Source organism: Streptomyces antnestii, assembly GCF_004005495.1.
In the GTDB taxonomy this organism is placed as follows: Bacteria; Actinomycetota; Actinomycetes; order Streptomycetales; family Streptomycetaceae; genus Streptomyces; species Streptomyces antnestii.
In genome coordinates this window covers 17,415-42,965 of the sequence record NZ_RZYA01000022.1, presented here as the reverse complement: position 1 = coordinate 42,965, position 25,551 = coordinate 17,415, and the positions used below count along the sequence as shown (strand labels likewise).

At 71.8% G+C, this 25,551-nt stretch carries 18 protein-coding genes; 12 read left to right on the top strand and 6 right to left on the bottom strand.

Annotated features, from left to right (window positions below; genetic code table 11):
- Nucleotides 1–10: 10 nt before the first annotated feature.
- On the top strand, nucleotides 11–1,636 hold the full coding sequence (groL, locus tag EOT10_RS32880) for a chaperonin GroEL (RefSeq protein ID WP_127832050.1): 1,626 nt from the start codon (nucleotides 11–13) through the stop codon (nucleotides 1,634–1,636).
- Nucleotides 1,637–1,891: 255 nt separating this feature from the next.
- On the opposite strand, the gene EOT10_RS32875 is transcribed toward groL, so the two are convergent.
- From EOT10_RS32875 to EOT10_RS32865, 3 genes are all read right to left on the bottom strand, one after another.
- Complete coding sequence (locus EOT10_RS32875; RefSeq protein WP_127832049.1) at nucleotides 1,892–2,599, bottom strand: ester cyclase; 708 nt, start codon at nucleotides 2,597–2,599, stop codon at nucleotides 1,892–1,894.
- A gap of 84 nt (nucleotides 2,600–2,683) precedes the next feature.
- Complete coding sequence (locus EOT10_RS32870; RefSeq protein ID WP_127832048.1) at nucleotides 2,684–3,457, bottom strand: SDR family NAD(P)-dependent oxidoreductase; 774 nt, start codon at nucleotides 3,455–3,457, stop codon at nucleotides 2,684–2,686.
- 283 nt (nucleotides 3,458–3,740) lie between these two features.
- Nucleotides 3,741–4,436 carry an MOSC domain-containing protein gene (locus tag EOT10_RS32865; RefSeq protein WP_127832047.1) on the bottom strand — a complete coding sequence of 232 codons (696 nt, stop codon included), beginning with the start codon at nucleotides 4,434–4,436 and terminating at the stop codon, nucleotides 3,741–3,743.
- 80 nt (nucleotides 4,437–4,516) lie between these two features.
- On the opposite strand from EOT10_RS32865, the gene EOT10_RS32860 reads away from it, so the two are divergent.
- Nucleotides 4,517–5,413: a LysR family transcriptional regulator gene (locus EOT10_RS32860; protein WP_127832046.1), complete on the top strand. Its 897-nt coding sequence runs from the start codon at nucleotides 4,517–4,519 to the stop codon at nucleotides 5,411–5,413.
- A 79-nt stretch (nucleotides 5,414–5,492) separates the two neighbouring features.
- Here the strand turns inward: EOT10_RS32860 and EOT10_RS32855 are convergent, their stop codons facing one another.
- Nucleotides 5,493–5,831: a WhiB family transcriptional regulator gene (locus EOT10_RS32855; RefSeq protein WP_127832045.1), complete on the bottom strand. Its 339-nt coding sequence runs from the start codon at nucleotides 5,829–5,831 to the stop codon at nucleotides 5,493–5,495.
- Nucleotides 5,832–6,222: 391 nt separating this feature from the next.
- Between EOT10_RS32855 and EOT10_RS32850 the strand changes: the two genes are divergently transcribed.
- From EOT10_RS32850 to EOT10_RS32830, 4 genes are all read left to right on the top strand, one after another.
- Nucleotides 6,223–6,834 carry a response regulator transcription factor gene (locus EOT10_RS32850; protein ID WP_003948568.1) on the top strand — a complete coding sequence of 204 codons (612 nt, stop codon included), beginning with the start codon at nucleotides 6,223–6,225 and terminating at the stop codon, nucleotides 6,832–6,834.
- Between the two features lie 252 nt (nucleotides 6,835–7,086).
- The gene (locus tag EOT10_RS32840) at nucleotides 7,087–7,671 is read left to right on the top strand and encodes a sigma-70 family RNA polymerase sigma factor (RefSeq protein ID WP_317617378.1); all 585 of its coding nucleotides are present in this window, start codon (nucleotides 7,087–7,089) and stop codon (nucleotides 7,669–7,671) included.
- Between the two features lie 159 nt (nucleotides 7,672–7,830).
- Nucleotides 7,831–9,336 carry an IMP dehydrogenase gene (guaB, locus tag EOT10_RS32835; protein ID WP_127832042.1) on the top strand — a complete coding sequence of 502 codons (1,506 nt, stop codon included), beginning with the start codon at nucleotides 7,831–7,833 and terminating at the stop codon, nucleotides 9,334–9,336.
- A 104-nt stretch (nucleotides 9,337–9,440) separates the two neighbouring features.
- Nucleotides 9,441–10,565, top strand: a complete 1,125-nt coding sequence (locus EOT10_RS32830; protein WP_127832041.1) for a GuaB3 family IMP dehydrogenase-related protein — start codon at nucleotides 9,441–9,443, stop codon at nucleotides 10,563–10,565.
- Between the two features lie 78 nt (nucleotides 10,566–10,643).
- Here EOT10_RS32830 and EOT10_RS32825 read toward each other — a convergent pair whose 3' ends face one another.
- Nucleotides 10,644–11,897 (bottom strand): nucleotide sugar dehydrogenase, encoded by a 1,254-nt coding sequence (locus EOT10_RS32825; protein ID WP_127832040.1) that lies wholly within the window; start codon nucleotides 11,895–11,897, stop codon nucleotides 10,644–10,646.
- A 294-nt stretch (nucleotides 11,898–12,191) separates the two neighbouring features.
- Here EOT10_RS32825 and EOT10_RS32820 point away from each other — a divergent pair, with 294 nt between their 5' ends.
- Nucleotides 12,192–13,898, top strand: a complete 1,707-nt coding sequence (locus EOT10_RS32820) for a glycerol-3-phosphate dehydrogenase/oxidase (protein ID WP_127832039.1) — start codon at nucleotides 12,192–12,194, stop codon at nucleotides 13,896–13,898.
- Between the two features lie 269 nt (nucleotides 13,899–14,167).
- Here EOT10_RS32820 and EOT10_RS32815 read toward each other — a convergent pair whose 3' ends face one another.
- A complete protein-coding gene (locus EOT10_RS32815; RefSeq protein WP_127832038.1) occupies nucleotides 14,168–15,250 on the bottom strand; it encodes a serine hydrolase domain-containing protein in 1,083 nt (360 codons plus the stop codon).
- Nucleotides 15,251–15,364: 114 nt separating this feature from the next.
- On the opposite strand from EOT10_RS32815, the gene EOT10_RS32810 reads away from it, so the two are divergent.
- The 5 genes from EOT10_RS32810 (at nucleotide 15,365) to EOT10_RS32790 (ending at nucleotide 25,486) form a co-directional block, all read left to right on the top strand.
- Nucleotides 15,365–17,479 carry a serine/threonine-protein kinase gene (locus EOT10_RS32810; RefSeq protein ID WP_127832037.1) on the top strand — a complete coding sequence of 705 codons (2,115 nt, stop codon included), beginning with the start codon at nucleotides 15,365–15,367 and terminating at the stop codon, nucleotides 17,477–17,479.
- 129 nt (nucleotides 17,480–17,608) lie between these two features.
- Complete coding sequence (locus EOT10_RS32805) at nucleotides 17,609–20,074, top strand: protein kinase (RefSeq protein WP_127832036.1); 2,466 nt, start codon at nucleotides 17,609–17,611, stop codon at nucleotides 20,072–20,074.
- Nucleotides 20,075–20,293: 219 nt separating this feature from the next.
- Nucleotides 20,294–21,991, top strand: a complete 1,698-nt coding sequence (locus EOT10_RS32800) for a serine/threonine-protein kinase (protein ID WP_317617377.1) — start codon at nucleotides 20,294–20,296, stop codon at nucleotides 21,989–21,991.
- Nucleotides 21,992–22,087: 96 nt separating this feature from the next.
- Nucleotides 22,088–23,674 (top strand): serine/threonine-protein kinase, encoded by a 1,587-nt coding sequence (locus tag EOT10_RS32795; protein WP_127832035.1) that lies wholly within the window; start codon nucleotides 22,088–22,090, stop codon nucleotides 23,672–23,674.
- A 72-nt stretch (nucleotides 23,675–23,746) separates the two neighbouring features.
- Entirely contained in the window at nucleotides 23,747–25,486 is a 1,740-nt protein-coding gene (locus tag EOT10_RS32790) for a serine/threonine-protein kinase (protein ID WP_127832034.1), read from the top strand.
- Nucleotides 25,487–25,551 lie beyond the last annotated feature (65 nt).

Sequence of the window (25,551 nt, the reverse complement as noted above, 5' to 3'; positions counted from 1 at the left end):
TAACAGCTCCATGGCGAAGATCCTGAAGTTCGACGAGGACGCCCGTCGCGCCCTCGAGCGCGGCGTCAACAAGCTTGCCGACACGGTCAAGGTGACGATCGGCCCCAAGGGCCGCAACGTCGTCATCGACAAGAAGTTCGGCGCTCCCACCATCACCAACGACGGTGTCACCATCGCCCGCGAGGTCGAGGTCGACGACCCGTACGAGAACCTCGGCGCCCAGCTGGTGAAGGAGGTGGCGACCAAGACCAACGACATCGCGGGTGACGGCACCACCACCGCCACCGTGCTCGCCCAGGCCCTGGTCAAGGAAGGCCTGCGCAACGTCGCCGCCGGCGCCTCCCCGGCCGCCCTCAAGAAGGGCATCGACGCCGCGGTCAAGGCCGTGTCCGAGGAGCTCCTCGCGACCGCCCGCCCGATCGAGGACAAGACCGACATCGCGGCCGTCGCCGGTCTGTCGGCCCAGGACTCGCAGGTCGGCGAGCTCATCGCCGAGGCGATGGACAAGGTCGGCAAGGACGGTGTCATCACCGTCGAGGAGTCCAACACCTTCGGTCTGGAGCTGGACTTCACCGAGGGCATGGCGTTCGACAAGGGCTACCTGTCTCCGTACTTCGTGACGGACCAGGAGCGCATGGAGGCCGTGCTCGAGGACCCCTACATCCTCATCAACCAGGGCAAGATCTCCTCCATCCAGGACATGCTGCCGCTGCTGGAGAAGGTCATCCAGGCCGGTGGCTCCAAGCCGCTCCTGATCATCGCCGAGGACGTCGAGGGCGAGGCCCTGTCGACCCTGGTCGTGAACAAGATCCGCGGCACGTTCAACGCCGTCGCCGTCAAGGCGCCCGGCTTCGGTGACCGCCGCAAGGCGATGCTCGGCGACATGGCCACCCTCACCGGTGCCACCGTCATCGCCGAGGAGGTCGGCCTCAAGCTCGACCAGGCCGGTCTGGACGTGCTCGGCACCGCCCGTCGCGTGACCATCACCAAGGACGACACCACGATCGTCGACGGTGGCGGCAACTCCGACGAGGTCGCCGGCCGCGTCAACCAGATCAAGGCCGAGATCGAGAACACGGACTCCGACTGGGACCGCGAGAAGCTCCAGGAGCGCCTCGCGAAGCTCGCCGGCGGCGTGTGCGTGATCAAGGTCGGCGCCGCCACCGAGGTGGAGCTCAAGGAGAAGAAGCACCGTCTGGAGGACGCCATCTCCGCGACCCGCGCCGCGGTCGAGGAGGGCATCGTCTCCGGTGGTGGCTCCGCTCTGGTGCACGCCGTCAAGGTCCTCGAGGGCAACCTCGACAAGACCGGCGACGAGGCCACGGGTGTCGCGGTCGTCCGCCGCGCCGCCGTCGAGCCGCTGCGCTGGATCGCCGAGAACGCCGGCCTCGAGGGCTACGTCATCACCTCGAAGGTCGCCGAGCTCGACAAGGGCCAGGGCTTCAACGCCGCGACCGGCGAGTACGGCGACCTGGTCAAGGCCGGCGTCATCGACCCGGTCAAGGTCACCCGCTCCGCCCTGGAGAACGCCGCCTCCATCGCCTCCCTGCTCCTCACGACCGAGACCCTGGTCGTCGAGAAGCCGGCGGACGAGGAGCCCGAGGCCGCCGGCCACGGGCACGGCCACTCCCACTAGTCGGCTGCCGCCGGCGGAAAGCCAGCCACTGGTCGGCTGACTCCGGCGCACTGACGTCGTACGTACGAGGCCCGGTCCCGCGCTCACCGCGGGGCCGGGCTTCGGCGTTCGCGCGGGCGGGGGCCGCTGCGCGGGCGTGGGCGGGGCCGATGTGTGGGCGCAGGCCCATGCGCGGGCGGGCCGGGGGGCGGCCCGGTGCGGAGTGTTCACCGGTTTGGGGTGTTGGGATGTTCAGGCGTGCGGTCGGGTGTGCGGTCAGGTCTCGAGCTCGTCGAGCGCGCCCAGTTGGGCCATCAGGCCGAGGCGGTCGTACTGCCACCAGCCCTCGACGATCTTCCCATCCTCCCGGCACCGGAAGGTGGTGCAGCCGGTCATGGTGACCTGCTTGCCGGTCGACGGAATGCCCATGAAGTCGGCCTTCTGTGTCCCGTTCCACGTCCAGCGTGTGTAGACCCGGTCGCCCTCGGAGATCTGGTCCTCGACGGTGAACGCGAAGTCGAACGCGCCGCGCCACATCTCCATCTCGCGCCGGACCGCGTCGAGGCCGAGGGTGTCCTGCTCGTTGGCCGGATCGTGGTCGTGGTAGTGCTCGGCGATCAGGTCGTTGAGCGGGGGCAGCTCTCCCTTGGTGCCCATCTCAGCCATGAGCCTGCGGATGTTCGCCGCGTACAACTGCTCGTCCCGCACCACGTCCAGGTCCGTGAACGTCGGGGTCTGCTCGCAGAGAGCCACCATCTCCTGGAAGATCCGGTCGGTCTCGGGGAGATGGGAGTTGCGCATCGCCTCCTCGTACGAGGGGAACTCGACGATCTCGATGAAGTGCGAGTCGTCGGAACGGTCCTTGCCGATGACGCTGTGCGTCGCGGTCCGCTTCCCCTTGGTCTGGTCGACCCATGTGTCCATGAGCCGGTTCATCTCATCGAATCGGGTGGTCCTGCAGTCGATGACCTGCACAAATGTCATGGCGCTGCCTCCGATCGCCCAGAACCCCCCTCGGCCGGATACGGACACGTCCATTTTCCCACCGACGTGCCACGCCCGTAGGGCTCACCGCGGCCCGTACTTGCGCCCCGTCTTCGCCGTGACCCCGCCGAGCAGCCCGCGCGGCGCCAGCTTCACGACGCCCATCAGTGCCTTGTACCGCGGGTCCGGGATCGACAGCGACTTGCCGCGCGCCAGATCGGCGAGCGCCGCCGCCACCAGCTTGTCGGCGTCGAGCCACATCCACTTGGGGATGTTGTCCGTGCCCATCTTCGCCCGCTGGTGGAACTCCGTACGGACGAAGCCCGGGCACAGTGCCATCAGCCGCACCCCGCTGCCGGCCAGGTCCCTCGCCGCGCCCTGCGTGAACTGCACGACCCACGCCTTCGACGCGCCGTAGGTGCCGCGCGGCACGAACGCCGCCACCGACGCCACGTTCACCACACCGCCCCTGCCGCGCTCCCGCATCGGCGCCACCGCCGCGGACGTGAGCCGCAGGACCGCCTCGCAGTGCACCTTGAGCATGGTCAGCTCGTCGGCGAGCGGCACCTCCAGGTACTGGCCCTTGTTGCCGAAGCCCGCGTTGTTGACCAGCAGGTCCACCGGCCGCTTGCGGTCGGAGAGCCGTGCCTCGACCGCGCCGATGCCCTCGTCGGTCGCGAGGTCCGCCGTGAGCACCTCGGCCTCGACACCGTGCCGGTCGTGGAGCTCGGTGGCCTGCTCCCGCAGTCGCTTGGTGTCACGCGCGACCAGGACGAGGTCGTGCCCGTCAGCGGCGAGCCGGCGTGCGAACGCGGCACCGATCCCCGCGGTGGATCCCGTAATCAGAGCGGTAGTCATGGGGCAAGGCTATGGGCCGTCGTGGGCACGACCGCCCCCGGGAGTCCGCGCGTTGGCGGTGATCCTGACATGTACCTCCATCTCACCTCGGTGACTCACCCTCACATCTCACCTCCATAAGGCATCTCCCATAACTCACCTCCCCTCCTTGCTGGTTCGGACATCGGCGGTTCCGCGGGGCATGCTCCGAGCTTCCCGCCTGCCGCACCCCCGCGCCATCGGGGATGCCCCCCAACCAGCCCTGCCCCAACCCCCGTACCGCGCCAGGGTTTTCCCCGAGGTCTCAGCCCCGCGCCTCGCCCGCCTCGGCCCCCGACCCCTGCTTCGCCATATACGTCCGCGCCACCCGGACCGCCTCGGGGGCGAGGGTGTCCGCCGCGACAAGGATCCGCGGCAGCAGGTCCCGCTCCGTCGTGACGGCGCGGAACTGGAAGGAGACGGTCACCTCGTGATCGGGCCGGTGCAGGATCTCGATCGTGTCGCCCGCCCTGATCGCTCCCGGCTCGACGACCCGCAGATACGCGCCCGGCGCGGCCTGCTCCGTGAAGCGCTTGACCCAGCCCTTCTCACCCAGATGGCCCTGGAAGGTGCGGCAGGGGATCCGGCCGGAGGCGACCTCGAGGACCAGGTCGGAGCCGACGCGCCAGCGCTCGCCGATCTTCGCGCCGGACACGTCGACGCCCTCGGTGGTGAGGTTCTCGCCGAACGAGCCGTTGTGCAGCGTGCGGCCGAGCGTGCGCTCCCACGCGTCCAGGTCCTCACGGGCGAACGCGTAGACCGCCTGGTGCTCGCCGCCGTGATGCCGGGTGTCGCACACGGCGTCCCCCTCCAGACCGCCGGCACCGAACCCTTCGGTCCCGGGCGCCGCCACGCGCACGGAGCCCTCCACCGGCCGCTTGTCGATACCGGTCACGCCCTCGGCCTGGTCGGTGTGCTCGCTGACGACGGGCCGGCCCACATTCAGAGACAGAAGCTTCATGGCGGCACGCTAGGCGACGCACTGCCAAAGCGTCGACGCAATATTTCCCGTTGCATCCAAGGCGCGCTTATGCTTGAAGAATGATCGAGGCCCGTCATCTCCGTGTCCTGCGCGCCGTGGCCGCCACCGGCTCCTTCTCGGCGGCCGCGCGCGAACTGGGCTGCACCCAGCCCGCGGTGAGCCAGCAGATGAAGGCCCTGGAGGCGTCGGCCGGCACCCCGCTCCTCATCCGCAGCGGCCGCGAGATGCGCCTGACCCAGGCGGGCGAGGCCCTGGTGCGGCACGCGGCCGGCATCCTCGCGGGGCTGACCGCGGCGGAGGAGGAGGTCGCCGCCATCGCGGGCCTGCGCGCCGGACGCGTACGCCTGGTGTCCTTCCCCAGCGGCAGTTCCACGCTCGTCCCCACCGCCCTGGCCGCCCTGCGCGCCGCGCACCCCGGCACCCGCGTCTCCCTGGTGGAGGCGGAGCCGCCGCGCTCGATCGAGATGCTGCGCGAGGGCGACTGCGACGTGGCCCTCGCCTTCAGGTATGAGGGCGCGCAGGCCGCGGAGGAATGGGACGACCTCGTCGTACGGCCGCTGCTCGCCGACCGGCTCGTCGGCCTCGTCCCCGAGGGGCACCGTCTCGCGGGAGCGGACGCGGTCCCGATCGGCGAGCTGGCCGACGACCCGTGGATCGCCGGCTGCCCGCGCTGCCGCCGGCAGCTGGTGGAGGTCTGCGAGGGCGCGGGTTTCACCCCCCGTATCGACTTCGCCACCGACGACTATCCGGCGGTGATCGGGCTGGTCGGTGCCGGACTCGGCGTGGCGGTCCTGCCGGAGCTCGCGATCGAGTCCGTACGCCCCAAGGGTGCACGGACAGTGACGGTGGAGCCCGCCGTGCAGCGCGAGATCGTCGCGCTCACGCTGCCCGACCTGGCCCAGGTGCCGGCCGTGGCGGCCACGCTCGATCATCTGGCGCGGGCCGCGGCCCGCTGAACGGGCCCGCACATGCGGGTGGGCACGCCACAGCGTGCCCACCTTGAGGAAACGTTCCTTCAGTTGCTTGTGGTTGCCTTCAGTTGCTCGCCGACGGCGGTCCACCGCCTGCCGACGCCGGTGCGGCGGCGACGAGTCTGTTGCGAGCCCGGCCCATGAGTTCCTCGCGCTCGTCCTCGGTCAGCCCACCCCACACGCCGTACGGCTCGCGTACCTGGAGCGCGTGAGCGGCGCACTCCGCGCGCACCGGGCACCTCATGCAGACCTCTTTGGCCGAGTTCTCACGGGCGCTTCGCGCCGCTCCCCGCTCGCCTTCCGGGTGGAAGAAGAGCGAGCTGTCCACCCCGCGGCAGGCCGCGAGGAGCTGCCAGTCCCACAGATCAGCGTTCGGTCCGGGAAGGCGGGAGAAATCTGCCATTGCGTTGTCCCCTTGTAGCCGTTGTGACGCGGATACGGTGCCCACGACCGTACATCTACTGTCTAAGGAGATGAAAATATGACTCATTGCGAATCTAGCCTCAGACACCACCGGAAGTGAAGAAAAAGGACCAAATGGGTCATGGCTTGTGATGAAACCTTGTGAGTCGCTTGCGTCGGCCGCTCCGTGTCCGGTCCCTCACGTAGAGTGCCGAAGCAGACCGTCGAACCCGTAACTCTTTCGAGTGACCGTCGTTGAGAGTGCGTAGGCGGTTGAAAGAACAAGCGCTCGGGCATCTGTCCGTATTGCTTGGAGAGTGTCGACCGCACAGGTGACGATTCGTACCAGCCTGGAGGCCCAAGGTGACGCGCATCAGCTGCGGAGGACGGTCATGACATCCGTCCTCGTCTGCGACGACTCCCCGCTTGCCCGAGAAGCGCTCCGCCGCGCGGTCGCGACCGTCCCCGGCGTCGAGCGCGTGACGACCGCGGCCAACGGCGAGGAAGTGCTCCGCCGCTGGGGCGCCGACCGCTCGGACCTGATTCTGATGGACGTACGCATGCCCGGTCTGGGCGGCGTCGAGACGGTGCGGCGGCTTCTCTCCGCCGACCCCGGTGCGCGCATCATCATGCTCACCGTGGCCGAGGACCTGGACGGTGTGGCGCTCGCCGTCGCCGCCGGTGCCCGCGGCTATCTCCACAAGGACGCCTCGCGCGCCGAACTGCGTGCCACCGTCACGCAGGCGCTCGCCGACCCGACCTGGCGGCTCGCCCCGCGCAGACTGCGGTCGGCCGAGATGGGTGCGGCGCCCACGCTCACCGCGCGTGAGATCCAGGTGCTCGAAGGCATGAGTCACGGCCGGTCCAACGCGGAGATCGGACGCGAGCTCTTCCTCTCCGAGGACACCGTGAAGACGCACGCACGCCGCCTCTTCAAGAAGCTCGGCGCCTCGGACCGCGCGCACGCCGTGGCGCTCGGCTTCCGGTGGGGCCTGGTCCGCTAAGGCGCACGATGCGCCGCCGCGGGGCACAGCGATCCCCGTCCGCCGCAGGGCGGACGGGGCTGCGGACGCCCGCCGGTCCTCGTTTCGTCCGGGATGCCGCATCCTTGAGGTGTGGAGTTCCTCAGGGACGAGTCGGCCGAGCGGAAGGGGAGGGCGCACGAGATGAGTTCCGGCGCACCTGCTCATAACGCTTCAGTGCACAACTACGGACGCGGTGCCACGGATCGGACGGCGCCAAGGCACCATGGACCGATGCGCGACGACGAGGCGGCCGGCCCGGGGGCCATCGGTGCACTGGTCCACAGCGCCGTCGAGGGGGACGAGCAGGCCACGCACGACCTGCTCGCGCACGTCCACCCCCTCGCGATCCGCTACTGCCGCAGTCGGCTGACCCGACTGCCGGGTGACGCACGGCACTTCGTGGAGGACCTCGCGCAGGAAGTCTGCGTCGCGGTGCTTCTCGCCCTGCCGCGCTACAAGGACACCGGGCGCCCCTTCGAGGCGTTCGTCTTCGCCATCGCCGCGCACAAGGTCGCCGACCTGCAGCGCGCGGCCATGCGCCATCCCGGTTCCACCGCCGTGCCCTCCGACGAGATGCCCGAGCGGCCCGACGACTCGCTCGGACCGGAGGAGCGCGCCCTGCTCAGCAGTGATGCGGAGTGGGCGAAGAAGCTCCTCGCCAACCTTCCGGACAACCAGCGCGAGCTGCTGCTCCTGAGGATCGCCGTCGGCCTCACCGCCGAGGAGACCGGGCAGATGCTCGGCATGTCGCCGGGCGCCGTCCGTGTCGCCCAGCACCGCGCGCTCAGCCGGCTCCGGGCGCTCGCCGAGCAGTGAGTCTCGCCACGCGTCGGTGAGCCCCGCCCTGCGTGGACCGGGAACCACGCACGTGTGAACGTACAAATCTGCTTGGTGATCTTGATCGTGGAATGAGACACGTCCAGATCCCGTTAGCATGGACATCCGCACCGATCAAGGCCATTTGGGGAAGGTGTCATGACTGCAAACGTCGACGGAGTGCCCGAGAAATTCGCGACACTCGGGCTGACCTACGACGACGTGCTGCTGCTGCCGGGCGCATCCGAGGTGCTGCCCAACGCGGTCGACACCTCGTCCCGCATCTCCCGCAACGTGCGCGTGAACATCCCGCTGCTCTCCGCGGCGATGGACAAGGTCACCGAGTCCCGCATGGCCATCGCCATGGCGCGGCAGGGTGGTGTCGGTGTGCTGCACCGCAACCTGTCGATCGAGGACCAGGTCAACCAGGTCGACCTCGTGAAGCGCTCCGAGTCCGGCATGGTGACCGACCCGATCACCGTGCACCCGGACGCGACGCTCGCCGAGGCCGACGCGCTCTGTGCGAAGTTCCGCATCAGCGGCGTCCCGGTGACCGACCCGGCGGGCAAGCTGCTCGGCATCGTCACCAACCGCGACATGGCCTTCGAGTCCGACCGCAGCCGCCAGGTGCGCGAGGTCATGACGCCGATGCCGCTCGTGACCGGCAAGGTCGGCATCTCCGGCGTCGACGCCATGGAGCTGCTGCGCCGCCACAAGATCGAGAAGCTTCCGCTGGTCGACGACGCGGGCGTCCTCAAGGGCCTCATCACGGTCAAGGACTTCGTCAAGGCCGAGCAGTACCCGCACGCCGCGAAGGACTCCGAGGGCCGTCTCCTCGTCGGTGCCGCGGTCGGTGCGAGCCCCGAGGCCCTGGAGCGTGCGCAGGCCCTGGCCGCGGCGGGCGTCGACTTCCTCATCGTCGACACCTCGCACGGGCACAACAGCAACGCCCTGAGCTGGATGTCGAAGATCAAGTCGAGTGTCGGCGTCGACGTCATCGGCGGCAACGTCGCGACGCGTGACGGCGCGCAGGCCCTGATCGACGCCGGTGTCGACGGCGTCAAGGTCGGCGTGGGCCCCGGCTCCATCTGCACCACGCGCGTGGTCGCCGGTATCGGCGTCCCGCAGGTCACCGCGATCTACGAGGCGGCGCTCGCCGCCCGCGCGGCCGGCGTGCCGGTCATCGGTGACGGCGGCCTGCAGTACTCCGGAGACATCGGCAAGGCGCTCGCCGCCGGTGCCGACACGGTGATGCTGGGCAGCCTCCTCGCCGGCTGTGAGGAGTCCCCGGGCGAGCTGCAGTTCATCAACGGCAAGCAGTTCAAGTCGTACCGCGGCATGGGTTCGCTCGGCGCGATGCAGTCGCGTGGGCAGGGTCGCTCGTACTCCAAGGACCGTTACTTCCAGGCCGAGGTCGCCTCCGACGACAAGCTCGTGCCCGAGGGCATCGAGGGCCAGGTGCCCTACCGAGGCCCCCTGGCCAACGTGCTGCACCAGCTCGTCGGCGGTCTGCGCCAGACGATGGGCTACGTGGGCGCCGCCTCCATCGGAGAGATGGAGACCAAGGGCCGCTTCGTCCGGATCACGTCCGCGGGCCTCAAGGAGAGCCACCCGCACGACATCCAGATGACCGTCGAAGCACCGAACTACAGCCGCAGCAAGTAGTCGCCGATCGCGCCAGGGGCGGCCCCGGGGTTCCCGGGGCCGCCCCTGGCGCGTATGTCGGGGATACTGGAAGGCGCTGAAACGCAGAGGGAAAGGCCACACACGTGACTGAGATCGAGATCGGGCGCGGCAAGCGCGGCCGCCGGGCGTACGCCTTCGACGACATCGCCGTCGTCCCGAGCCGTCGTACGCGCGACCCGAAGGAGGTCTCGATCGCCTGGCAGATCGACGCCTACCGTTTTGAGCTGCCGTTCCTGGCGGCTCCCATGGACTCGGTCGTCTCGCCGGCCACCGCCATCCGCATCGGGGAGCTCGGCGGCCTCGGCGTGCTGAACCTCGAGGGCCTGTGGACCCGCTACGAGGACCCGCAGCCGCTCCTCGACGAGATCGCGGAGCTGGACTCGGAGGCCGCCACGCGCCGCCTTCAGGAGATCTACGCGGCTCCCATCAAGGAGGAGCTGATCGGGCAGCGCATCAAGGAGGTGCGCGACTCCGGTGTCGTCACCGCCGCCGCGCTCTCCCCGCAGCGCACCGCCGAGTTCTCCAAGGCCGTCGTGGACGCGGGCGTCGACATCTTCGTGATCCGCGGGACCACGGTGTCCGCCGAGCACGTCTCCGGTGCCGCCGAGCCGCTGAACCTGAAGCAGTTCATCTACGAGCTGGACGTGCCGGTCATCGTCGGTGGCTGTGCCACGTACACCGCCGCGCTGCACCTGATGCGTACCGGTGCGGCCGGTGTGCTCGTCGGGTTCGGTGGCGGGGCCGCGCACACCACGCGCAACGTGCTTGGCATCCAGGTGCCGATGGCGACCGCCGTCGCCGATGTCGCCGCCGCCCGCCGTGACTACATGGACGAGTCCGGCGGCCGGTACGTGCACGTGATCGCCGACGGTGGCGTGGGCTGGTCCGGCGACCTGCCGAAGGCCATCGCCTGCGGCGCCGACGCCGTGATGATGGGCTCCCCGCTGGCTCGCGCCACGGACGCGCCCGGCAAGGGCCACCACTGGGGCATGGAGGCCGTCCACGAGGACGTGCCGCGCGGCAAGAAGGTCGACCTCGGGACCGTCGGTACGACGGAGGAGGTCCTCACCGGCCCGTCGCACACCCCGGACGGTTCGATGAACTTCTTCGGCGCCCTCAAGCGCGCGATGGCGACGACCGGCTACAGCGAGCTCAAGGAGTTCCAGCGGGTCGAGGTCACGGTGGCGGACTCGCAGCACCGCCGCTGACACAGGTCTGCTGACACAGGTCTACGAAGAAGGGGCCCGCACCGTTTTCGGTGCGGGCCCCTTCTCCGTAGAGGGCCGTTACAGCCGGTGGGCCGCGCCCGTCGGGGTGGCGCCTCGGGTGTCGAGGAGGAGCTGGGCCTTCACGGACAGGCCCTGGAGGTCGTAGGTGCGGTGCTGCTGGAGCAGGATCGTCAGGTCGGCGTCGGCGGCGGCCTCGTAGAGGGAGTCCGCGCGGGGGACGGGGTGGCCGAGGACGTTCCACGACGCGATGTGCGGGTCGTGGTAGCTGACGGCCGCGCCCAGCTGCATGAGGCGGGTGGCGATCTCCTGGGCGGGGGTGCCCTCCAGGTCGGGCACGTCGGGCTTGTACGTGATGCCGAGGAGCAGGACGCGGGCGCCGCGGGCCGACTTGCCGTGCTCGTTGAGGAGGGTCGCGGCGCGCTGGATGACGTACTGCGGCATGTGGTGGTTGACCTGCTGGGCCAGTTCCACCATGCGCAGGGGGCGGACCGCGAGGGGTGGGCCCGAGAGGTCCTGAGGGACTCCGTGGCCGCCCACTCCGGGCCCGGGGCGGAACGCCTGGAAGCCGAAGGGCTTGGTCTCGGCGCAGCGGATGACGTCCCACAGGTCGACGCCCAGGTCGTGGCAGAGGACGGCCATCTCGTTGACCAGGGCGATGTTGACGTGCCGGTAGTTGGTCTCCAGGAGCTGCACGGTCTCCGCCTCCCGCGGGCCGCGCGCGCGGACGACCTTGTCGCACAGGCGCCCGTAGAAGGCGGCGGCCGACTCGGTGCAGGCGGGGGTGAGGCCGCCGATCACCTTGGGCGTCGTGGCGTACGCGTGCGTGCGGCTGCCCGGGTCGAGGCGGGCGGGTGAGTAGGCGAGGTGGAAGTCGCGGCCGGCGCGCAGTCCTGAGCCGTCCTCCAGGAGGGGGCGCAGGACTCCTTCGGTGGTGCCGGGGGCGACCGGGGTCTCGATGATCACGGTGGTGTGGGGGCGCAGGCGGGCGGCGAGGGCGCGGGTGGCGTCGGTGAGCTGGGCGAGGTCGAGGGAGCGGTCCGCGCCGAGCGGTGCGGGGGCGCAGATGACGGCGGTGCGGACGCGGCCCAGCTCGACGGGGTCGCCGGTCGGCCGGAAGCCCCCCGAGAGCATCCGGCGGATGTCGGCGGCGGTCAGGGAACCCTCGGCGCCGTCGCCGGGGAGCCGGCCCGCCGCGAGGTCGGTGGCGCGTGCGGGGTCGTAGCCGATGGTCGCGATGCCGGCGGCGACTGCGGCCTGGGCGAGGGGCAGGCCGAGGTGACCGAGTCCGATGACGGCGAGATCTGCGGGCATGGAGGTGGGCCGTCCTTCCCAATAGCCGGAGCGGGAGGAGAGCGCAAGCCCTGTGGACAAACTGGACGAGCGCAATGTCAGGTTAGGAGTAAATATGACCGTTCTGCGGCATTGCGGCGCCGGGAATCCGGGAGTGTTGTCCACAGGCCGTGAGTGCGTGGTGGCTGAAGTCCGGCACGGCGGTCAGAATCGGGTCATGGGCGAGGAGAGCCGGGGCACATCCGACAGGTGACGCCGGCGGGAGCGACTGGACCGACTGGATCGACGCCGACTGACCGACAGCAGGAGGTAGCAGTGAGGACAGCGACACTGGGACCGGCGGAGCGTGCCGAGGCGCTCGCGGCCATGGCCGAGCGGGAGCTGGACATCCTGGTCGTGGGCGCGGGGGTGGTCGGGGCGGGCACCGCGCTCGACGCCGCGACCCGGGGCCTGTCCACCGGTCTGGTCGAGGCGCGGGACTGGGCCTCCGGCACGTCGAGCAGGTCGAGCAAGCTGATCCATGGCGGGCTCCGGTACCTGGAGATGCTCGATTTCGCGCTGGTGCGCGAGGCGTTGAAGGAGCGTGGGCTGCTCCTGGAGCGGCTCGCCCCGCATCTCGTGAAGCCGGTCCCGTTCCTGTACCCCCTGCAGCACAAGGGCTGGGAGCGGCTCTACGCGGGCTCGGGCGTCGCCCTCTACGACGCGATGTCGATGGCGCGCGGGCACGGGCGCGGCCTGCCCATGCACCGCCACCTGAGCCGGCGCCATGCGCTGCGCGTCGCCCCCGCGCTCAGGAAGGACGCCCTCGTGGGCGCGCTGCAGTACTACGACGCGCAGATGGACGACGCGCGCTATGTGGCGACGCTGGTGCGGACGGCCGCGAAGTACGGCGCCAAGGTCGCCAACAGGGCGCGGGTGACGGGCTTCCTGCGGGAGGGCGAGCGGGTCGTCGGCGCCCGGGTCGTGGACGTCGAGAGCGGCGGGGAGTACGAGATCCGCGCCCGCCAGGTCGTGAACGCGACGGGCGTGTGGACGGACGACACCCAGGCGATGGTCGGCGAGCGGGGGCAGTTCCACGTACGGGCGTCCAAGGGCATCCACCTCGTCGTGCCCAAGGACCGGATCAACTCGACGACCGGGCTCATCCTGCGCACCGAGAAGAGCGTCCTGTTCGTGATCCCGTGGGGGCGGCACTGGATCGTGGGCACCACGGACACCGAATGGGACCTCGACAAGGCGCACCCGGCGGCCTCCAGCGCCGACATCGACTATCTGCTGGAGCATGTGAACTCGGTGCTCGCGGTGCCGCTCACGCGTGACGACGTGGAGGGGGTCTACGCGGGCCTGCGGCCCCTGCTCGCCGGCGAGTCGGACGCCACGAGCAAGCTGTCGCGCGAGCACACCGTCGCGCACCCCGTGCCCGGGCTCGTGGTCGTCGCGGGCGGCAAGTACACGACGTACCGGGTGATGGCCAAGGACGCGGTCGACGAGGCGGTGCACGGGCTCGACCAACGGGTCGCCGAATGTGTCACCGAGGACGTCCCGCTGATCGGGGCCGAGGGCTATCACGCGCTGTGGAACGCGCGGGCGCGGATCGCCGCGCGGACCGGGCTCCATGTCGTGCGGGTGGAGCATCTGCTCAACCGGTACGGGTCGTTGGCCGAGGAGGTGCTCGACCTGGTCGCGGCCGATCCCGGGCTCGGGGCGCCCCTCACCGGCGCCGACGACTATCTGCGGGCCGAGGTCGTGTACGCCGCCTCGCACGAGGGGGCGCGGCATCTCGATGACGTCCTGACGCGGCGTACGCGGATCTCGATCGAGACGTTCGACCGGGGGACGCGGTGTGCGCGGGAGGCGGCGGAGCTGATGGCTCCGGTCCTCGGCTGGGACAAGGACCAGATCGAGCGGGAGGTGGAGCACTACGAGAAGCGGGTGGAGGCGGAGCGGGAGTCTCAGCGTCAGCCGGATGACCTCTCGGCCGATGCGGCGCGGTTGGGGGCGCCGGATATTGTGCCGCGTTGATGTGTGTGCGGGGAGGATTGGGTGGGCCGGGGTTGCTATCCGGGGGCTGTGCCCCCGGGCCCCCCTTTCGCCTTAAGGGCTCGTCCTCAAACGCCGGACGGGCTGGGAGGTGGGCTCGGCCTCGAGTGCCGGACGGGCGGGCTGAGGGGTGGGTGTCCTCAAGCGCCGGACGGGCTGAGGGGTGGGCTCGGCCTCGGATGTCGGACGGGCGGGCTGATGGGTGGGCTCGGCCTCGGAGGTCGGACGGGCGGGCTGATGGGTGGGTGTCCTCAAGCGCCGGACGAGCTGGGAGGGGGTGGGCAGAACTCCGTTGTCAGGATTCGGCGTTCCAGGGTTGCGGCGTGGGTGATCGTGTCCGTGTTCGTGCGGAACGTCAGGACGTGGGTGCCTGATCTTGTTGCCGCTGTGCGGACGTAGCTTCCCGCGATGCGGCCGTCGTGGCCCCAGACCGTCGTTCCGCAGGAGAGCCTCGTGGGGTAGAGGCCCATGCCGTAGTGGCCTTGCGCCGTACGCGTGTTGAGCATCGTGCGGAGTGGGGCCGGGGGGAGGAGGTGGCCCGAGAGGAGGGCCGTGTAGAAGAGGTTCAGGTCGGTCAGGGTCGTGACCAGTTCGCCCGCGGCGCCGGCCACGCGGGGGTCGAGGGTCGTCACGTCCCGGCCGGTGGCGTCGTACGCGCGGCCGTGCGGGGTGGGCAGCGTGGGGCGGCTTCCGGGGAACGACGTGCCGGTGAGGCCGAGCGGTTCGATGATGCGGCGGCGCGCCTCGGTCGCGTACGAGTGGCCCGTGACCTGGGCGACGACCATGCCGAGTACGACGTAGTTGGTGTTCGAGTACGACCAGTGGCCGGGGGCGGTGGACGGCATCGCCTGGGCCAGGCGTACGGCGGCCAGGGCGGACACCGCGGTCGTGCCGTGCGTGCGGGTCGTGAAGTCGGGCAGGCCGCTGGTGTGGGTGAGGAGCGAGCGGAGGGAGACCGAGGGGCGGCCGAGCAGGCCGGGGAGGTGCTGGTCCACCGTGTCGGAGAGGCGGAGGCGGTGTTCGGCGGCGAGTTGCAGGACGACGGTCGCGATGAACGTCTTCGTGATGCTGCCCGCCCGGAAGTGGTCGGAGCGGCGGACCGTCGGACCGGTGCGCGCGAAGCGTGTCCTCGCGCCCTCGCGGGCGAGCAGCGCGGCGGCGGGGGCCTTGCCCTCGGTGACCAGCAAGGGGAGAGTGGCATCCGTGGACGGCTCCGGCCGCGCTGACGGGGGTGACGGTGCCGACGAGGCCGTCAACGACGCGGAAGTGCCCGAAAACATGCAGAACAGGGCTACTGCCAGGGGAATCGCCAGGAGTGTCCGGCGTACGGGCATGACGGTCCCTCCATGTGTGCGGTCCATCATGCGGGACGGTCGACCCTGGGCGAGGAGCGGTCCCCGGGTGAGGGACAATGAAGGCTCTGTCAGGGCGGGTTGCAGAGGGGACGCATGTCGGAGGCGGAGCAGGCGGGCACAGCTCGTCAGGACAAGAGTGCACGTCTCCTCGCCGGTCGCTACCGGCTGGGAGAGGTCCTCGGCCGCGGCGGCATGGGCACCGTGTGGCGGGCGAAGGACGAGACGCTCGGCCGGACGGTCGCCGTCAAGGAGCTGCGGTTCCCGTCGAGCATCGACGACGAGGAGAAGCGTCGCCTGATCACGCGTACGTTGCGTGAGGCGAAGGCGATCGCGCGGATCCGGAACAACAGCGCCGTGACCGTCTACGACGTGGTCGACGAGGACGACCGGCCCTGGATCGTGATGGAACTCGTCGAGGGCAAGTCCCTCGCGGAGCAGATCCGCGAGGACGGTCTCCTCACGCCTCGCCGCGCCGCCGAGGTCGGGCTCGCGATCCTCGACGTGCTGCGCGCCGCGCACCGCGAGGGCATCCTGCACCGCGACGTGAAGCCGTCGAACGTGCTGATCGCCGAGGACGGCCGCGTCGTCCTGACGGACTTCGGCATCGCCCAGGTCGAGGGCGACCCCTCGATCACGTCCACCGGCATGCTCGTCGGCGCGCCCTCGTACATCTCGCCCGAGCGGGCGCGCGGGCACAAGCCCGGCCCCGCCGCCGACATGTGGTCCCTCGGCGGACTGCTGTACGCGTCGGTGGAGGGCGTGCCTCCGTACGACAAGGGGTCCGCGATCGCGACCCTGACGGCCGTCATGACCGAGCCGGTCGACCCGCCGAAGAACGCGGGGCCGCTGGAGAAGGTCATCTACGGGCTGCTCGCCAAGGACCCGGAGCAGCGGCTCGACGACGCCGGGGCGCGGGCGCTGCTCAACGACGTCCTGCACGCGCCCGAGCCCAAGAAGGAGGAACCGGAGCCGGTCGACGCGACGAAGGTCGTGCCGCTGCCGCCCATTCCTCCGCAGGCGTCCAAGGAGCCGAAGGCGCCCAAGGAACCTAAGGCGCCCAAGGCACCCAAGGTGCGCTTCGGGAAGGGGAGTTCGGGGGCGGGGGCCGCCGCGGCCTCGGCTTCCGGTTCCGGCTCGGCTTCCGGTTCTGGTTCCGAGGTCGCTTCCGCGAGTGCGGGAGTGGCCGCCGGTGTCGGGAAGAAGGGCGAGGAGGCCGCCGAGAGGCTGCGCGGGGCGCTGCGTTCGGTGCGGAAGGCGGCCGCCGCGGCCACCGCCGCGACGGCGGCAGGCACGTCCGGCACGAGCGGCGGCGACAGCGGGACGGGATCCGGGCAGGACGGTCCGGTCGTTCCGGCGCAGCCCGCCGGGCCCCCGAGTGCGGCCGCGAGCTCCGCCACGACCACCACCAGGGCCTCGCTCACCGACGTGGTCCCGCGCCGCAGCCTCGTGATCGTCGCTGTCCTCGTCGCGCTCGCCGTGATCGGCACGATCCTCGGCATCTCCCTCGGCGGCGGTGACGACGGCGGGTCCGCCAAGGGCGGCGACAAGGCCGCCTCCGCGGGAGCCACCGGAGGCGGCGGCAGCAGCGGCAGCGGTGGCGGCGCCAAGGACAAGGGCAGCGGATCGGGCAGCGGCAGCGGCAGCGATACCGGTCAGGACGGCGGCAAGGGCTCCGACAAGGGCAAGGGCTCCGGCTCGGACACCGGCAAGGGCGACGACCCCGGCCAGGGCGCTTCACCGGGCGGGCCCGGAGGCGACGGCGGACTCCCGGGCGGCGGCGCCGCGTCGACGTACAAGCACGACCAGGGCTTCTCCATCGGGCTCCCGAAGGGCTGGAAGTACGTCTCGTCGGATCGGGTCGGCGCGCGCTTCACCGGTCCGGACGGGCAGAAGCTGCTCGTCGGCTGGACGACGACGCCCAAGTCGAACCCGGTCCAGGACTGGCGCAACCAGGAGCACTACATGGTCCGCGCCCAGTACGACCGCATACGCATAGAGGCCGTCGACTTCCGTGGCTGGAACACCGCCGACTGGGAGTTCACGTACGTCGACGGGGGCACCAAGTACCGGTCGATAGACCGCGGGTTCGTCGTCAACAGCGGGCTCGGCTACGGCCTGATGTACACGGCCAAGGCCGCCGACTGGGGCGGTGCGCAGCGCAAGGACACCTGGCAGACGTTCACCAAGACGTTCAAGCCCAAGTCCTGAGCCGGAAAGCGGTCCGGCACGTATCGTGAGTGCTTGCGGACCGTGCGCAGCCGCATCGGTGCGCCTCACTGCGCACAACAGGGCGTAAAACGAACGGAATTGACCACCGGGCGGACAGGGGGACGCGTCGTGGAGGACTATGCGGGGCGCGTGCTCGCCGACCGCTACCGCCTGCCGCTGCCGCCCGCCGACGCGTACGAGTTCGCCGAGACACGGGCGTTCGACACCTACAGCGGCCAGGAGGTCCTGGTCAGGCAGGTGCCGTTACCCGAGGTCGTCGAGGCGGAGGTGCTCGACGCCGAGGGGCTGCCGGACGGGTTCGTGCCGCGTGAGTCGCACGGGCGGCGGGAGCGGGGGGACGCGGCGCGGACCACCCGCAGGCCCGCCGACCCCGCCGTGCGCCGCGCCATCGAGGCCGCCCAGGCCGCCGCGCAGATACCCGACCACCCTCGGCTCGACCAGGTCTTCGACGTGTTCGCCGAGGGCGGTTCGCTGTGGATCGTCAGCGAGGTCGTCTCCGCGCGGCCGCTCGCCGCGCTGCTCGCCGAGGCGCCGCTGAGCCCGTACCGGGCGGCCGAGGTCGCCTCCGACGTCCTGACCGCCCTGCGCGCGCTGCACGCCCACGGCTGGGTCCACCGCAACATCACCGCCCGCACGGTCCTCGTGTGCGACGACGGCCGGATCGTGCTGACCGGACTCGCGGCCGGCGCGGCGGAGGAGGCGCTGTGCGGCTACGACCCGATCCCGGCGCCCGCGCCGGAGTCCGGGGGCGGGCCGGAGTCCGGGGGCGGGCCGGAGTCCGGGGGCGCGCACCCTTCGGCACCGGCGCTCCCGCACCAGCAGCCGCACGCGCCACAGCCCTCCGGCCCCGTGCCCCCCGCGCTACCCGCGCCCACCTCCAGGACGCCCTCCCCCTTCGCGCCCGCGCAGCCCCGGCCCGCCGCCCTCGACGCCGCCAGTGATCCACGGGCCGCGCGTGCCGGGGCGATCGCCGCGTACCGGGCGGGTGCGCGGGCGGCCGCGCGCGGCGCCGTGGACACGGATGCGCAGCCCGGGCCGCCGTCCCAGCGCGGGCCCGGCCCGGAGTCCGGTGCGCCCGGCCGGATCGACGACCCCTACGGCGTACGAGGCCCGGACGGCGTACGCGGCCCGGACGGGCGGCCCTGGCACGGGGCGGGCCGGCGGCCCGGCCTGGCGCAGACGGAGCCCGCCACGGCCGCCGCGCTTCCTGCGCCCCGCCCCCAGGCACCCGGCAGCGGTGGCGATGGCGGCAGTGGTGGCGGTACCTGGGACGAGCCCGCCCCCGAGCAGCAGCAGGCGGTGCCGGCCGCCGGCCGTGGCCCCACCACCGCGCTCGCCGCAGACCGCGCGCGGCAGGCGCGGATGACCGTCGTCGGGCCAGTGACCGAACGCTGGGCGCCCGAGCAGGCGGGCCCCGTCCACCAGAACTGGCAGCTGGCCGCCCCGATCGGCCCGGCCACCGACCTGTGGGCCCTCGGCGCGCTGCTCTTCCGCGCGGTCCAGGGGCACGCCCCGTACCCCGAGGAGAACACCGCCGAGCTCGTCCAGATGGTGTGCGCCGAGCCGCCCGCGTTCGCCGAGGAGTGCGGGCCGCTGCGGCCTGTCGTCGAGTCGCTGCTGCGTCAGGACCCCACCGAGCGCCTCGACTTCGAGGAGCTACGGGGCTGGCTCAGGTCCCTGGTGCGCTCCGCGCCCGAGCCGGAGGCGGGGGCCAACGTCGTGGCCGCGCCGCCCTTCGACGCCACCCGGCTGCCTGTCGTGCGCCGCCGCGGCGAGCTCGTGCGCCGGCGCCGCCGCTCCCGCTCCGCCGCCCCCGCCACCGCTCCCGGGCACGCGCGGCACAAGCGGGCCAGGGAGCGGCAGCAGCCGGAGCGCCGTACCGGGAAGCCCCGTTCGCTGGGGCGCACCCTGCTCCTTCTCATACTGCTCGGCCTGGCCGCCGCGGTCGCCTACGCGGTGATGTTCATGCCGAAGGCCGAACCGAGCGGCGGCACGCCGGGTGCCGGTACCAAGGACCATGCGGGCACCAGCGGCGGAGGCGCGCCCGCGCCGGAGGGCGGCAGGTCCACGCCGACGGCGTCCGCCACCGATCCGCAGACCGACTCGTCGCAGCCCGAGGTCGCGCAGGGCTTCACGCTCCGCAAGGACCCCGAGGGGTTCCGCGTCGCAGTTGCCAAGGGCTGGAACCGCCAGGGGCGGAACGGTCAGGGCCAGATCCTTTACACGCACGGCGACTTCGAGCTCCTCGTCGTCCCGGGCCGCGACAGCACGGCCGCGTACGGGAGCGACCCGATGGCGTATCAGCGGGAGAAGGAGCGGGAGTTGCAGCCGTTCCGCGACTCGACGTGGGCGACGTCCAGCGGGATGCGCCGGATCGACGTGGGTGGACGGACCATGGCCGAGGGGCAGTTCACCTGGCAGGACTCGGCGGGCCGGGAGTTGTACGTGCGCAACCTCGCGATGATCGTGGGCGGGCGCTATCACGTGGTGCAGCTGCGGGGGCCCGAGGCAGAGCGGGACGAGGTGACGCGGCTGTACGAGCAGGCGTCTACGACGTACCGGAGCGGTGGCTGACGGTCGGTCGGATATCCGTCCCATGTCTGCCGGATGCCGAACTCCCTTGTCCTCACAGGGGACAAGGCGCCTGTCCTCATAAGGGGACAAGACAGGGGACAAGCGTCACAGTGCGGTCTCCGTGACCCCCCGCCGGTTCCCTGCGCCCGGGCCGCTCCCTAGTGTGGCCCTGTCAAGGCCATGACCGGCCCTGGCACGACGATGCGCCTGCGGGGGAACGTGAATCAGATACAGGGCCTGCTCCTCGCGGGCCGCTATCGACTCGGTGACTCGATCGGTCGTGGCGGCATGGGCCGGGTCTGGCGGGCCCACGACGAGGTGCTCCACCGTGCCGTGGCCGTCAAGGAACTGACGGCGGCCCAGTACGTGCAGGAGGCCGACCGCGCCGTGCTGCTCACGCGGACGCAGACGGAGGCGCGGGCCGCCGCCCGTATCAACCACCCCGCCGTCGTCACCGTGCACGACGTGCTGGAGCATGACGACCGGCCGTGGATCGTGATGGAGCTCGTCGAGGGCCCCTCGCTCGCGGACGCCGTCAAGGAGGCCGGCCGGATCCAGCCGCGCGAGGTCGCCCGCATCGGCCTGTGGACCCTGCGGGCGCTGCGCGCCGCGCACACGGCCGGGGTGCTGCACCGCGACGTCAAGCCGGGCAACGTCCTGCTCGCCCGCGACGGCCGGGTGCTGCTCACCGACTTCGGGATCGCGCAGGTCGAGGGCGACTCCACGATCACGCGGACCGGCGAGATCGTCGGCTCGGTCGACTATCTGGCGCCCGAGCGGGTCAGCGGCGCGGCTCCCGGACCGGCGTCCGACCTGTGGGCGCTGGGCGCCACGCTGTTCACGGCCGTCGAGGGGAAGTCCCCGTTCCGGCGCACGTCGCCGATCAGCACGATGCAGGCCGTCGTCGAGGAGGAGCCGGGCGACCTCCTGTACGCGGACGCCCTCGCCCCCGTGATCCAGGCCCTGTTGCGCAAGGATCCGGCCGCGCGGCCGTCCGCCGACGAGGCGGAGGCGATGCTCGCCGAGGCCGCGGAGGGCCGGCGTCCCGACGCGGCGCAGGCGTACGTGCCCACACAGGTGCACGTCCCACCGCAGCCGCACCCCCAGTCGCAGCCGCACCCGCAGCCTCACCCGCACCCGCAGTCGCACCCGTACCCCCAGCCGGTCCGCCCGGAGCGGGCCACCGTGCTCGGCGCGGGGCAGCCCGTCCTGCCCGTGGCCCCCGCGGCCGGGCATCGCGGCAGGTGGCCGCGGGTCGTCGCCGCGTGTCTGGCGGCGGCGCTCGTCGGCGGCGGTGGGGTGTTCGCCGCGAACCACTACCTGAACGCCCACTCCCCGTCGAAGTCGAAGGCGGACGGCAACACGGGCGCGGGCGCGGACGCAGGTACAGGCACCGGCGCGGGCGGCGACAAGACCCCGGGCACCTCGAACGGCTCCGGCGGCGGCTCCTCCGCCCACAAGTCCGGGAGCATCCCCGACGGCTGGGTCCGCAAGGACGACGTCGAGGGGTTCAGCCTCATGCTGCCCAAGGGCTGGGAGCGTCAGGCGAACGGCAACCAGGTCGACTACACGCCGGACGGCGGCGACCACTTCGTACGCATCGCTGTCGACACGTCCCCCGACTGGCCCGACTCGTACCACCACCAGCTGGACCTGGAGCGGCAGGTGACGAAGCTGCCCGACTACCAGCAGGTCAACCTGCAGCCCAACACCTTCCGTGACCGCACCGGCTCCCTCTGGGAGTTCACCTGGACCGCGGGGAACAAGGACACGACATCGGGTCCGCGTCACGCCATCGAGCAGACGTACGTCGAGAACGACGGCACCGAGTACGCGATCTACCTGTCCGTGCCCGCGGGCGACTGGGGCGAGGCGCGGCAGCAGTTCGACGCGATCCTGCGCGGCTGGCAGCCGTAGGCGCGCGTCTGTGGGCGCGGCCTGCGGATTCGTTGATCCGTTGACGGCCCGGAGCACACCCCTCCGGGGCCCGTTCCGTGGGGCATGATGGGACGTATGGGGATCGAGGGGTTGGACAACGCCCGTGTGATCGCCGGGCGTTATCGGCTGGAGGCGCGGATCGGGCGCGGTGGGATGGGCGTCGTGTGGCGCGCGTCGGACCAGCTGCTCGGCCGGCGCGTCGCGGTCAAGGAACTCGTGCTCGACGAGACGCTCTCCGCGGACGAGGCCCGGCGCCGCCGCGAGCGCACCCTGCGCGAGGCCCGCGCGGTCGCCCAGCTCAGGCACCCGAACGTGATCGACGTCCACGACGTCGTCGAGGACGGCGAACGCCCGTACATCGTCATGGAGTTGATCGAGGGCGGGTCCCTCGCGGACCGGCTCGCGCGAACCGGGCCCGTCGACGCGCCCGAGGCGGCCCGCATCGGGATCGCGCTGCTCGGCGCGCTGCGCGTGGCGCACGCCGCGGGCGTGCTGCACCGCGACCTGAAGCCGGCGAACGTGCTCGTCGAGGCGGACGGTGACCGCGTGGTGCTCACCGACTTCGGGATCGCGCAGGTCAGCGGCGCGACGACGCTCACGGAGACGGGCACCTTCGTCGGCTCGCCCGAGTACACGGCGCCCGAGCGCATCTCGGGGGAGCGGACCGGGCCGGAGTCGGACCTATGGTCGCTCGGCGCGATGCTCTGCGCCGCCGTGACCGGGGAGTCGCCGTTCCGGCGCGACTCGCTGGGCGGGATCCTGCACGCCGTCGTCTCCGCCGAGATCCGCCCGCCCGCGGCCGCCGGGCCCCTGCTGCCCGTCGTACGGGGCCTGCTCGAACGGGATCCGGCGCGCAGGCTCGGCATCGACGAGGCCGACCGGCTCCTGCGCGCGTACGTCGCCACGGGCACGACCCCGCGGCCCGTCGCCGCCTACACGCCCACGCTCCGGAATCCCCTGTCGGCGCCCGGGCCCCCGCAGAAGCGTTCCGCCCGGACCGTCCTGGCGGCTGCCGCACTCGTCGCCGCGATGGCCGGGGCCGGCGTCTCGGCCGCCGCGCTCCTGGTGAACGGCCGTGAGGGCGGCGGCAGTCAACGCCCCACGACGTCCGCACCCGGCCCCACGGGCGGCACGGCGGTCCCGTCGGACCCGGCCACGCAGCCCCGCCCGACGGTCACCGTCACCGAGCGGCAAACGGGCAGCACACCGCCCGGGTCGCCCGCCGGCTACCGCACGGCCGTCGACCCGGAAGGGTTCTCCCTGGCCGTGCCGGACGGGTTCAGCCGGAAGCCCGACGGCCCGCGGATCTTCTACACGTCGCCGGGCGACACGTTCCGGATCGGCATCAGCCAGACCGCCCCCGACCCCGGCGGTCCCGGCGCGGTGCAGCGCCGCTCCGACGCGAAGGGCCCGCGCGACAACCCGGGTTACCGCGACGCCTCGGTCACCGACACCACCCACGGCGGCCGGCCCGCCGCGCTCCGGCGCTTCACGTGGAACGGCTTCAGCACGGCCGAGGGAGCCCGGCACACGTACGACCTGTGCTGGGAGCAGGGCGGCCGGATGTACGACGTGTGGGTGTCGGCGCCCGTCGGACGACTCGCGGAGGCCAAGCGGTACTTCGACACGGCGGTCGCCACGTTTGTGCCCACGGCGGACTGAACAGGCATCGGGGCGGTCACAAGTACGCGACGCGAGTGGATCCGGGGGCGCTCGCACGGTAGGGATGACGGTATGAGTGACAACGGGGGAGCCTCCTACGGCCCGAACGATCCGACGAGCTTCGGACTGCAGCCGCCGCAGCCGCCGCACACGCCCCAGCAGGGCAACCCGTACGCCCAGGCCCCGGCGCCGCAGCAGCCCCCCGCCCCGTACGCGCAGCACCAGCCTTATCAGCAGCCCCAGTCCCAGCCCCACCAGCAGCCCCAGCCCACCCCCGTGCCGCCGCAGGCAGCGCAGCCCTCGCAGGCCCCGCAGGCCGAGCCGGGTGCCGGGCGGCTCGTCGGCGGGCGCTATCGCCTGCTGAGCAAGCTCGGGCACGGCGGTATGGGAACCGTGTGGCGGGCCAAGGACGAGACCGTCGACCGTGAGGTGGCCGTCAAGGAGCCGCGCGTCCCCGACCATCTGCCGGAGCGTGAGCGGTCCACCGTCTTCGAGCGGATGCGGCGCGAGGCGCGCGCCGCGGCCCGGCTCGACCACCCGGGCGTGGTCAACGTCCACGACGTCGCCGTCGAGGACGGCCAGCCGTGGATCGTCATGGAGTTCGTGCAGGGCCGCACGCTCGGCGACGCCCTTCAAGAGGGCACGCTCGGCGCCCGCGAGGCTGCCAGGATCGGCCTCGAAGTCCTCGGCGCCCTGGAGGCCGCGCACGCCGCCGGGATCCTGCACCGTGACGTGAAGCCGGACAACGTGATGCTCGGGCGCCACGACCGCGTGGTCCTCACCGACTTCGGCATCGCCCAGATCGAGGGCGAGACCAATCTGACGGACACCGGCGGCTTCGTCGGCTCGCCCGAGTTCATCGCCCCCGAGCGGGTCCTCGGCCAGCGCCCGGGCCCCGCCTCCGACCTGTGGTCCCTCGGCGTCGTCCTGTACGCGGCCACGGAGGGCGTCTCGCCGTTCCGCCGCAACAACACGCCCGCCACGCTCCAGTCGGTACTCAACGCGACCCCGGCGGCGCCCGCCGCCGCCCAGGGCCCACTCGCCGAGGCCATCAACGGCCTGCTCGCCAAGGACCCGGCCCACCGCCCGAACGCGGCGCGCGTCCGTGACCTCCTGGAGCGCGCGGCCAACCCGCCGCAGCCGCCGCCCACCCAGGTCGGCCGGCTCGCGGGCCCCGGCGGCAGGGGCGTCAGCCTCAGCCGCAAGGCGTGGCTCGGCGTCGGAGCGGGGGTCGTCGCGGCGGCGGTGGTGGCATACCTGGTGATCGCGAACCCGTTCGCGGGGCCGCTGCCGGACGGGTGGGAGCTGCACAGCGAGAGGGCGATCGGCGCGACGTTCGCGGCGCCGCCCCAGTACGTGAGATCCCAGGCGGACAACAGCATCGACAAGACGAAGCACTGGGTCTCCTACACCGATCCGAGCTACGCGATCTCGATCACCCTCACGCTCAAGAAGAAGTCGGAGGACAGCCTGAACGAGATCGCGAGCTCCGCGTCCGCGCAGGCGTACAAGGACTCCGACGAGATCAACAAGGGCGACAACCCGCTCATGGCGGAGAAGCCCGCTCCGCACAGCAGGACGGCCAAGACCACGTACAAGGACCGTGAGTCCGCGGAGAACACCGTCACCTACACCGACGACTCGGACTCCGCCGCCCCCAAGCCGCGCGAGGCCAAGTTCTTCTACTACAAGACGAGGTCGGGTGACGTGTACCAGCTCTGGATCGACTACCCGGGCAAGGGCGACTTCGTCGAGCGCGGTCGTGAGGTCGCGAAGACGGCCGTCGCGAACCTGGACGTCCAGAAACTCTGAAAAGGGGCGGAGGGGCAGGTCAGGGCCGTGACAACGCCCTGATCAGGCCCTTTGTTGCCAGCGAT